The sequence below is a fragment of the Empedobacter sp. 225-1 genome, from assembly GCF_030328185.1.
Taxonomy (GTDB): domain Bacteria; phylum Bacteroidota; class Bacteroidia; order Flavobacteriales; family Weeksellaceae; genus Empedobacter; species Empedobacter stercoris.
In genome coordinates, this window is record NZ_JACALO010000061.1 from 1 (window position 1) to 9,828 (window position 9,828).

Sequence of the window (9,828 nt, forward strand, 5' to 3'; positions counted from 1 at the left end):
CTGAATCAAGCAAATGGGCAGCGGCTACTTTTGGGTTATGAACTCGGGAAAGGTTTCGCGAAGCGAAATAAATTAGTCAAAAAAAAAAAGGAAAACATCACTATTTTCCTTCTCTATTATTCTACTATTGGTTCTATTAAAATTTTGACTCGATAATTTGCATCACTTTATCGACTGTTTCTTCGAGATTCATCTGCGAATTGTCAACTTCTATGGCATCACCTGCTTTGCGAAGGGGTGAATAATCACGGTGAGAATCGATATAATCTCTTTCGTTCACATTTTTTAGTACCTCATCTAACGGAATGTCTTTTCCTTGCTGCTGATATTCTAAAAAGCGACGCTTTGCTCGTACTTCTGGCGAAGCTGTTACAAAAATCTTGACATCAGCTTTTGGAAAAACTGTTGTTCCGATATCGCGACCATCCATCACAATACCACCTTTTTCGCCCATCTGTTGCTGTAAAGCCACGCAATAATCGCGAACTGCAGGAATTTCGGAAATTGGACTAACCATTTTAGAAACTTGCATGGTGCGAATCTCATCTTCAACATTTATTCCATTCAGGTATGTTAAATTCTTTTGTGTTAAAGAATCTTGTATAAATTCTATCTTAATGTTAGATAAATTGGCTATTAATGATGTTTCATCAATTTTATTCTCAGCAATATACTGATGCTGAAACGCATATAAGGTTACGGCGCGATACATTGCACCACTATCAATGTGAGTATAACCAAGATTTTTTGCAATAATTTTTGACATCGAACTTTTTCCGGTAGAAGAATATCCGTCGATTGCAATAATTAAATTTTCTTTCATCTAAATAGAAATTGAAGACAAAGATAAGATTTTATAGTGGTTTGAAAAGTTTTTATAACCAAGGATTACTTCTCCAATAATCACGACCTTGAATAATGCGGTCTAAATTAATGATTAGTCCAAAATGATTTGAGCCACCAGATTTGTGGTAATTCGCGTGTCCAAACTCGAATCGGAAAGCATTCACTCGAATTCCAAAACCATACGTTAATCCAGATAATGAGCGAACTCCCTCGGCTGCTAACTCATTTCCTCGTTTGAAATTATACCCTATTCGCATGTTAAAATCTGAATTTGGAAACAACTCTGCTCCTACTGAAACGTGATCCATCATTTTTCGTCCATTAGATACTTCTTGTCCACTCTTATTATAGGATTGAGAAATATCAAATTTCTGTAAATCGTGCAAAGAAAATGTAAATTCTAACGGAACATATTCCAATCGATGTGAGATTCCTAAGTTAACTTGCGTTGGCATGTCTTCTTTTTTCCCATTGTACGTTTGGATTTGTCCTCCGATATTACGCACAACCAGCGATACATTGATATTTTTATCGAAATCATGATAGGATAATCCTACATCTCCAGCTATTGCCGAAGATTTATACGATTCGATAGTAGAATTGATGTATTTAACATTTGCTCCAATTGTCCAATAATCACCTAAAACACGTGCATAACCCACTGTTATTGCTGCATCATTCGCTTTGAAATTCCCTGTAATATTTCCACTTTCATCCGTTCCGATTAGTTTTCCGTAATCTACATATTGACCATGTACAGAAAGATAATTCTCTTGATCGATTTCATAGACTGTTGAAAATGTACCAAAATCGACATCTGCAATATAATTCACATAATTGATTCCGAATTGTCCGTGCATATCACGATTCATCAATGCAGGGTTCCATAAAGACGAATTAGGATCAGCATCCCAAGAAGTCGCTGCATTTCCTCCCAAAGCTGCTTGACGTGGTGATGTTGTAATGTTTAAAAACTCGTAAACACGCGTTCCATCTTGCGCAAAAATCGAAGACGACAGCGCGATAAACAATAATGTACTTAGGTTTTTAAACATTTAGCAAAAATAAGGATTTTGTAGAATAACGAAAACAGAATGATTTTGGTATATGAGAAACAAAATTTTAAGCTTTCTGAAAAAAAAAGCCTAACTTCAATTTTCCTAAAAACACATTATGGAATTTTTTATTGCCATTATTATAATTGTCTTAATTGTGATTTTGTTTAACAAAGTTTCTCAACTCAAAAAACAGCTTGATGAACAAGAAACGAAACTTAGACATTTGCAACAGCAATTAGACGAAAAAGAAATAACCATTAAATCAACAACAATTGTGGAGCAACCCAAAAAAGTTGAAGAAGCTGTTGCACCTCAATCCGAAATTGTTTCATTTAATAAGACAGAACCACCAAAACGTATTTTTGACGAAGTTCCTCCAAGACAAAAAACAGAAAATAATATTGACAAGCACCTCAACAATGGGATTACATTTATCAGAGATAATTTCTTAACTATTTTTGGAATTGTAACCTTAGTTTTAGGAATTGCTTATTTCGTGAAATATGCGATTGACCAAAATTGGATCAACGAAACATTTCGTGTGTTAATTGGACTTGTAGTGGGCTTGAGTATTATTGGTATAGCACACAACATTAGGAAAAACTACGCTATCTTTTCTTCTATCTTAATTGGAGGAGGATTAACCGTCATGTACTTCACGCTAACCATTGCTTTTCGAGAATATCAGTTACTTTCTCAACACGTAACTTTTACGTTATTAACACTCGTTACAATTTTCTCAATTGTTATGGCGATGTTGTACAATAGACAAGTCTTGGCTATTTTTTCTATACTTGGAGGTTTTACAGCTCCATTGATGATTAGCACAGGCGAAAGTAATTATATTTTCCTGTTTGCTTACTTGGTTATTCTCAATCTTAGCATGCTCTTTATGGCATGGCGAAAAAACTGGCAAGTTATTTCGTTTATCGCTTTTTGTTTTACGTCTATATATAGTATCTCATGGATTGATCAATCTAAAACCTCATCGCAATTTCTATTCTTCACATTACTTTACGCTATTTTTACAATAACAAGTTTATTGAACTATTTCAAAAAAGGTGAATTTTCGGTTTGGAATAGCCTTTTACTAATACTCAACACCATTTTGTCTACCATTTTGATTTCGTCTGTTTATTATTTCATGTTTGGTCATCAGAATGGACTAATTGCTTTTATTTTCAGTTTAATAAACATTTTGGGTGCATTTTATATTTACAAAACGTCTAAAAATAATTTATTACAAAATACCTTAATAGGTTTGAGTATTGCCCTAATTACTGCTGCGATTGCATTACAATTCAAAGCAAATGTTGTTTCGGTTTGTTTTGCAATAGAATCTACGTTATTATTATTTCTGTGGAAAAAAAGTCGCGAAAATATTTTCAAAATCTTTTTCATCGCAATGTTTCCATTTCTTTTGATTGCTTTATGTGTTAATTGGTTTGATTATATCGATAGCAATTCGCGTTTACCACTTTTATTCAATCATGTTTTTATCACAAGTATCATTGCACTAATTTGTTCTATCGCGAATATATATTTGATGAAAGATTTCGAAACAGAAGAACAATTCTTAGGGTTCAAGCTCAATCATTCAAAATTCATCTTCATCTCAACATCACTTTTATTGATGTATACAGGAATATTGTTCGAATTAATTTACCAAATCGAACCTTATTTCAACTTTATGATGATTATAAGTTACATTTTGATTTATACTTTATTCCTTATTGCTTTAATTTTAGCACTACGGAAAAGACTAAATTTAGGAAGTACATTGCAGCTAGTATTGCAGATTTCAGCTGGATTGTGCGTTCTACTTTTACCACTGTTTGCTAATATTCCGTTGTTATCAAGTAAAACGAATTACGGCATCAATAGTTATTTTATTTACTTAACTTATCTACTTCCTACCGCTTATCTCGTCTATTTAATTGTAAAAAATCACGATTTCAAAACCTCAACTGCCAAACAAATCATCAGTATGCTTTTGGTTGTTTACGTGATTAGTTTTGAGAAATACAATTCGTTTATGTTATTAACACTAAATGAGGGAACAACTAACTTTTCACATCAAGCAGATATTTTTCGAATGATATTATTACCGATTATATGGGCAGTATTGGGATTTGTGTTGATTTATTTTGGATTAAGAAAACAACTCAAAGGCTTTCCTATAGTAGGAATTGCTCTATTTGGATTGATCATTCTAAAATTATATTTGGTTGATGTTTGGGAAATGAGTAATGTTTATAGAATTATATCGTTCATTGTTTTAGGAATACTCATTCTGTTCACATCTTTTATGTATCAAAAATTAAAAAATTTGATGAAGAATTTGATGGAAAAACCAAATGATAACACAGAAGCTGAACAATAATGTTCAGCTTCTGTGTTAAATATTTCTATTCAGTGCTTCTGCTATGACACGCATATCATCCGAAGAAGGCGATTCGTAGATTTCTAAATGAAAATATGGAACAACCGCAATAATATGATCAAAAATATCTGCCATTATCACTTCATATTCATTCCAAACTGTTGTATTGGTAAACATAAACAATTCGATTGGCAAACCATGTTCTGTTGGTTGAAGTTGGCGAACCTCGAACATTAAATCTTTTCTAATCTTAGGACTATTATACGTGTATGTTTTGATGTATTGACGAAATAATCCAATATTTGTCATCCGTCTTCCATTTGCTAAGATTGTTGGATCAACTTTGTTCGATACATTATATTGTGCAATTTCATTAGAGCGATCAACAATAAAATCATACAACATTCTAATTTTTTTTAATTCTTCAATTTCATCTTCAGTTAAAAATCGAATCGAATTCATTTTTATGTTTATCGAGCGTTTTATTCGTCTTCCTCCTGCATTTTGCATTCCTCGATAATTGCGAAACGAATCCGAAACCAATGCATACGTTGGAATGGTAGTAATGGTTTTATCAAAATTCTGCACTTTCACTGTACCTAAATTAATTTCTATGACCGTTCCGTCTGCGCCATATTTCGTCATCTCAATCCAATCACCTACACGCACCATATCATTCATGGAAACTTGTATACTCGCTACAAATCCTAAAATCGAATCTTTGAAAACCAACATCAAAACTGCAGATGCAGCACCCAACGAAACCAAAAATGTAATAGGTGATTTACCTGTCACAATCGAGAAAATAAGAATTCCACAAATAAAAAACAACGTAATATTCATTACTTGCAAATAACTATCAATTGGTTTGTCCGCAAATGATTTTTTGCTTCGAAGAAAATCTCTAAATGCTCTGAAAACTGCATTAAATAATAGTCCTATCGAAATTACCAACATAACATCCGTTATTTGCATTGCTATTTTTATCCAATTCGGAAACCCTTTGAAGATAAGCGGAATGGATTCTTTAGCAACAATAACAGGTAAATGTGCGTTGCAAACTGTAAAACTCTATTTTTGATTAATAGATCATCAATCTTTGTTTTACTTTTCTGAATAACGTTTGTCAATACTAACAACAATACTTTACGCAATAAAAAATCGATGGCATATAAGATTACAACAAGTGCTATCGATAATAATATCGTCGTGATTATTGTGGTTGAATAACTCGAAAGACCTAATTGTGCAATTAATTCGAGTGTTGAGCGATACAAATCGCTTTGGATATTTTCATTTAAAAGCTCCATCTATTAAAAACTAATGCAACAAAAATAAGTGTATCCTTTTCATAAATACTATTAACTGACAAAATACATTGAATTTTCTATGGTTAATTTATTTTGATTCAAAGGAAAGAAAACATTATATTTGTTAGATTAATCTAACTTATTTATTGAATTAATGTTTTCAACCCCTTTAATATTTGCTTTTAGTTTAACCTTTCTTGCTGGAATCAGTACTGGAATTGGAAGTATTTTGTGTTTATTGTACAAAAAATTCAATCCAAAATTTTTAGGTGTGATGTTAGGGATTTCTGCTGGAGTAATGCTATATGTATCTTTTGTAGAAATTTTAACAAAAGCACGATTATCTTTATCAGCTGTTTTTGGAGAAAAGTTAGGTTATAGTTATACGTTATTGGGATTTTTTATAGGAATATTAATTATTATTCTAATTGATAAAATTTTACCACATCATCACCACGAAAAAAATAAAACAGAAACAACCGATCAAAAACTTTTACGATTAGGAATGTTTTCTGCTTTGGCATTATCTATTCACAACTTCCCTGAAGGTTTAGCCACTTTTCTTTCTGCATTAGAAAATCCGACCTACGGCATTTCAATCGCTGCCGCAATTGCCATACATAACATTCCAGAAGGAATCGCAGTAGCGATACCTATATATTATGCAACAAAAAATAGAAAGAAAGCTTTTTGGTATTCTTTTCTTTCAGGATTAACAGAACCAATTGGCGCTTTAATCGGATATTTTGTCCTTTTGCAATTCTTTGATGAATCAATTTTCGGAGCAATCTTCGCAAGTGTTGCTGGAATGATGGTGTATATTTCGATTAATGAACTAATTCCAACTGCTAAAGAATATGCCGGAAAAAAATTATCTACTTACGGTATCGTTATCGGTATGTTTGTGATGGCTGTGAGTTTGGTGTTGTTTATGTAATAAGTTTTCGGAAAATAAAAAAAGCTTTAATCAAATTGATTAAAGCTTTTGAGGTTCCTAGCGGATTCGAACCGCTGTGGACGGTTTTGCAGACCGCTACCTAGCCTCTCGGTCAAGGAACCATTCCCGTTCTTTTGGACTGCAAATATAGTAATATTTTCAGAAAAAAAAACTTTAATATGTTTTTTCTAAAATAATACTTACTTTTTCTACATGCCCACCAATAGGAGGATTCAGCTTAGACAATTTTACTTTAGCATAAGTCACATTCGTAAGTTCTTGACCTATACGATCTAATACTCTTTTACAAACATGTTCTAACAATTTAGATCGAACCCCCACTTCTTCCTTTACAATTTTATTTAAGGATACATAATCCAAGGCATCAACTAACTCGTCCGAATCACATGCTTTTGTAAAATCGGCATGTGCTTCCAAATCAACCAAATAATCCGAACCAATTCTTGCTTCTTCTTCTAAGCATCCGTGATTCGAATAAATTTTTATATTCTCTAAAATAATTATTCCCATTTTCCAAAGATAAAAAAAGACTTGCGTATTTCTACACAAGTCTTATATTGTTTAAAATTTTAAACCTTATTATTTAGCAGATGCAAATCTTTCTGCAACTTTATCCCAGTTAATTACATTGAAAAAAGCCTCGATATAATCAGGACGACGATTTTGGTAGTTTAAGTAATAAGCATGCTCCCAAACATCTAATCCTAAAACAGGGAATCCTTGTACATCAGCAACTGGCATCAAAGTAGAATCTTGATTTGGAGTTGATGTTACAACTAATTTACCATCTTTTACGATTAACCAAGCCCATCCAGAACCAAAGCGTGTTGCAGCAGCTTTAGCAAATTCATCTTTGAAAGCTTCGAAAGATCCAAAAGCAGCATTAATTGCTTCAGCAACTTCAGCAGTTGGTTGTTTCGCTCCACCTGGAGTTAAAATTTCCCAAAATAAATTGTGGTTGTAAAACCCACCACCATTGTTACGAACAGCTGGTTTATCTGTACCTTTAGCTAAGATTTCTTCGATTGTAGCATTTGCTAAATCAGTTCCTTCAATAGCGGCATTTAAGTTATTTGTGTACGCAGCATGGTGTTTATCATGGTGAATTTCCATTGTTTTTGCGTCAATATGAGGTTCTAATGCATCAAATGCATAAGGTAATTTTGCTAATTCAAAAGCCATAATATTTATTTTTTAGATTTATTTTCTCGTATAAAGATACGTATTAACTCTACAAAAACGATTCCGAAGTGATAGAATTTTAACATTATTTAATAGTAAAAGCTTATTTTAGTAAAAGATTATAATTTTTTGAGATGAAAATACTTTGGAAAATAATAAAATGGTTCATTATAATCATTTGCGTATTAATTCTAACTCTTTATGCAACAGGGAATGATTACATTTTTCGTGGTGTAAAATTAACTTATATGAAAGGTGAAAAAACAGCTAATATAAATGACTACAAAGATTTTGACAATAATGTAATTTTGGCAGGTTCTCCGCGAGTTTGGCATCAACATTTGGATTATAATCAATTTCCTTTGTCAGTTAACTTTGAAAAAGAGATGAAAGATTTTGGTACAGCTGGATTTGTTATCATCAAAGATCATCAGATTCTGAGCGAATATTATTTTAACGGTTATGCACAAAATGATATTACCAATTCGTTTTCGATGGCAAAAACATTTACGACAATGATGTTAGGAAAAGCAATAGAGCAAGGTTACATCAAAAGCTTAGATCAAAAAATCACTGATTTTATTCCAGAATTTAAAGATGATCGATTTGGTTCGCAATGTACAATTGGCGATTTATCTGCTATGACATCAGGATATGATTGGGATGAAGATTATTATTTTCCTCTTAATCCTACTGCAAAAGCGTATTATGGAGATGATATTGTGAAACAAATGTTAGATCGAAAATTTGTTTCTCAACCAGGAAAACATTTTAAATACCAGTCGAGTGATACACAATTATTAGGAATCGTTATTGAACGTGCTATTGAAAATAAATCGTTATCGCAATATTTCCAAGAAGAGTTTTGGCAACCTATGGGAATGGAAATGGATGCACAATGGTCCAAAGACAATCCAAAAGGAATGGAAAAAACCTACTGTTGTTTCAATGCGACAACTCGCGATTTTGCAAAGCTTGGACAATTGTTACTGAATGATGGAAATTGGTATGGAAAACAGATCTTAGATTCTACATTTGTACAGAAAATGGTTTTACCAAACAAAAAAGCGTTCGAACCAAATGAACCAAAAATTTATGGTTATTCTGTTTGGATGGATTACGATTACAAGACACCTTTTTATGCAATGTTAGGACATTTGGGACAACGTGTCATTGTAATTCCGTCAGAAAAAATAGTAATTGCCCGAACAGGGAAAACACATAATGATCTTCCAAATAACCATCCAATAGCCGATGGTGATGTTTATCGATTAGTTGACGAAGCGATGCGTATTAATCAAAAAGTAAAAGAAAATGATCCAACGAATTCCTTACAGTAAAATATTATTTTTAGACATCGAAACGGTTCCACAAACAGATGATTGGAACCTTTTATCAGACAGAACAAAAGCGCTTTGGGAAAAGAAAACAGCTTATCAACGTAATAATAATGAAATTTCTCCAGAAGAATTTTACCATGAACGTGCAGGCATTTTGGCTGAATTTGGTAAAATTGTTTGTATTTCTGTAGGGATTGTTGTCAAAGATTCATTTATTCACATCAAAAGCTTCTATGGACACGACGAAAAGAAATTGTTAGAAGATTTTAATTCGATGTTAATTGAAAATTTTTTCAAACCAGATCATCTATTATGTGCACATAATGGAAAAGAATTTGATTTTCCTTACATCGCTCGCCGAATGATGATTAATCAAATTGAAATTCCTGCAATTCTACAATTATTTGGTAAAAAACCTTGGGAAGTTCAGCATTTAGATACCATGGAATTATGGAAATTTGGCGATTATAAAAATTATACATCGTTGGATTTATTAGCCAATGTATTCGAAATTCCTACGCCAAAAGATGATATAGATGGTTCGCAGGTCGCAAAGGTTTATTATAACGAAAATAATGTCGAACGCATTAAAGATTACTGTGAAAAAGATGTGGTGACCTTGATTAATGTTTTTCGAAAAATGAGATATGATATTCCGCTCTCGAGAAAAGAAGATTGTAACGTCCTGAAAAAATGATACAGGATTAGACCAATAAAATTTTATTTTAAACAGTACATATATTCGTATTTG

At 32.4% G+C, this 9,828-nt stretch carries 10 protein-coding genes and 1 tRNA gene; 4 read left to right on the forward strand and 7 right to left on the reverse strand.

Features of this window, described 5'->3' with window-relative positions:
* Nucleotides 1-136: 136 nt before the first annotated feature.
* Together cmk and porQ are read right to left on the reverse strand one after the other, a co-directional pair.
* A complete protein-coding gene (gene cmk / locus HX088_RS13190) occupies nt 137-823 on the reverse strand; it encodes a (d)CMP kinase (RefSeq protein WP_260541398.1) in 687 nt (228 codons plus the stop codon).
* A 52-nt stretch (nt 824-875) separates the two neighbouring features.
* Nucleotides 876-1,901: a type IX secretion system protein PorQ gene (gene porQ, locus HX088_RS13195; protein ID WP_286484391.1), complete on the reverse strand. Its 1,026-nt coding sequence runs from the start codon at nt 1,899-1,901 to the stop codon at nt 876-878.
* Nucleotides 1,902-2,019: 118 nt separating this feature from the next.
* On the opposite strand from porQ, the gene HX088_RS13200 reads away from it, so the two are divergent.
* Nucleotides 2,020-4,287, forward strand: coding sequence for a DUF2339 domain-containing protein (locus HX088_RS13200; RefSeq protein ID WP_286484392.1), 2,268 nt, complete (start codon nt 2,020-2,022; stop codon nt 4,285-4,287).
* Between the two features lie 15 nt (nt 4,288-4,302).
* Here the strand turns inward: HX088_RS13200 and HX088_RS13205 are convergent, their stop codons facing one another.
* Nucleotides 4,303-5,262: a mechanosensitive ion channel family protein gene (locus HX088_RS13205; RefSeq protein WP_286484393.1), complete on the reverse strand. Its 960-nt coding sequence runs from the start codon at nt 5,260-5,262 to the stop codon at nt 4,303-4,305.
* A gap of 8 nt (nt 5,263-5,270) precedes the next feature.
* A complete protein-coding gene (locus HX088_RS13210) occupies nt 5,271-5,597 on the reverse strand; it encodes a hypothetical protein (protein ID WP_286484394.1) in 327 nt (108 codons plus the stop codon).
* A gap of 154 nt (nt 5,598-5,751) precedes the next feature.
* On the opposite strand from HX088_RS13210, the gene zupT reads away from it, so the two are divergent.
* Entirely contained in the window at nt 5,752-6,534 is a 783-nt protein-coding gene (zupT, locus tag HX088_RS13215) for a zinc transporter ZupT (protein ID WP_286484395.1), read from the forward strand.
* A 51-nt stretch (nt 6,535-6,585) separates the two neighbouring features.
* Here the strand turns inward: zupT and HX088_RS13220 are convergent.
* The 3 genes from HX088_RS13220 to HX088_RS13230 all read right to left on the reverse strand — a co-directional run bounded on the left by HX088_RS13220 (nt 6,586) and on the right by HX088_RS13230 (nt 7,737).
* Nucleotides 6,586-6,656, reverse strand: a tRNA-Cys gene (locus HX088_RS13220).
* A gap of 52 nt (nt 6,657-6,708) precedes the next feature.
* On the reverse strand, nt 6,709-7,065 hold the full coding sequence (folB, locus tag HX088_RS13225) for a dihydroneopterin aldolase (RefSeq protein ID WP_171622714.1): 357 nt from the start codon (nt 7,063-7,065) through the stop codon (nt 6,709-6,711).
* A 69-nt stretch (nt 7,066-7,134) separates the two neighbouring features.
* Nucleotides 7,135-7,737: a superoxide dismutase gene (locus tag HX088_RS13230; protein ID WP_210766892.1), complete on the reverse strand. Its 603-nt coding sequence runs from the start codon at nt 7,735-7,737 to the stop codon at nt 7,135-7,137.
* A gap of 134 nt (nt 7,738-7,871) precedes the next feature.
* Here HX088_RS13230 and HX088_RS13235 point away from each other — a divergent pair, with 134 nt between their 5' ends.
* Together HX088_RS13235 and HX088_RS13240 are read left to right on the forward strand one after the other, a co-directional pair.
* Nucleotides 7,872-9,077 carry a serine hydrolase domain-containing protein gene (locus tag HX088_RS13235; protein ID WP_188319541.1) on the forward strand — a complete coding sequence of 402 codons (1,206 nt, stop codon included), beginning with the start codon at nt 7,872-7,874 and terminating at the stop codon, nt 9,075-9,077.
* Nucleotides 9,052-9,774, forward strand: coding sequence for a 3'-5' exonuclease (locus tag HX088_RS13240; RefSeq protein WP_286484396.1), 723 nt, complete (start codon nt 9,052-9,054; stop codon nt 9,772-9,774). Before HX088_RS13235 ends, HX088_RS13240 begins: the two co-directional genes overlap by 26 nt.
* Nucleotides 9,775-9,828: the final 54 nt, after the last annotated feature.

What these genes read in the sequence shown, in the direction of transcription:
- HX088_RS13230 (WP_210766892.1), bottom strand. Translation starts at nt 7,737, where the DNA reads ATGGCTTTTGAATTAGCAAAATTACCTTATGCATTTGATGCATTAGAA.
- folB (WP_171622714.1), bottom strand. Translation starts at nt 7,065, where the DNA reads ATGGGAATAATTATTTTAGAGAATATAAAAATTTATTCGAATCACGGA.
- HX088_RS13240 (WP_286484396.1), top strand. Translation starts at nt 9,052, where the DNA reads ATGATCCAACGAATTCCTTACAGTAAAATATTATTTTTAGACATCGAA.
- HX088_RS13235 (WP_188319541.1), top strand. Translation starts at nt 7,872, where the DNA reads ATGAAAATACTTTGGAAAATAATAAAATGGTTCATTATAATCATTTGC.
- HX088_RS13210 (WP_286484394.1), bottom strand. Translation starts at nt 5,597, where the DNA reads ATGGAGCTTTTAAATGAAAATATCCAAAGCGATTTGTATCGCTCAACA.
- zupT (WP_286484395.1), top strand. Translation starts at nt 5,752, where the DNA reads ATGTTTTCAACCCCTTTAATATTTGCTTTTAGTTTAACCTTTCTTGCT.
- HX088_RS13200 (WP_286484392.1), top strand. Translation starts at nt 2,020, where the DNA reads ATGGAATTTTTTATTGCCATTATTATAATTGTCTTAATTGTGATTTTG.
- HX088_RS13205 (WP_286484393.1), bottom strand. Translation starts at nt 5,262, where the DNA reads ATGCAAATAACGGATGTTATGTTGGTAATTTCGATAGGACTATTATTT.
- cmk (WP_260541398.1), bottom strand. Translation starts at nt 823, where the DNA reads ATGAAAGAAAATTTAATTATTGCAATCGACGGATATTCTTCTACCGGA.
- porQ (WP_286484391.1), bottom strand. Translation starts at nt 1,901, where the DNA reads ATGTTTAAAAACCTAAGTACATTATTGTTTATCGCGCTGTCGTCTTCG.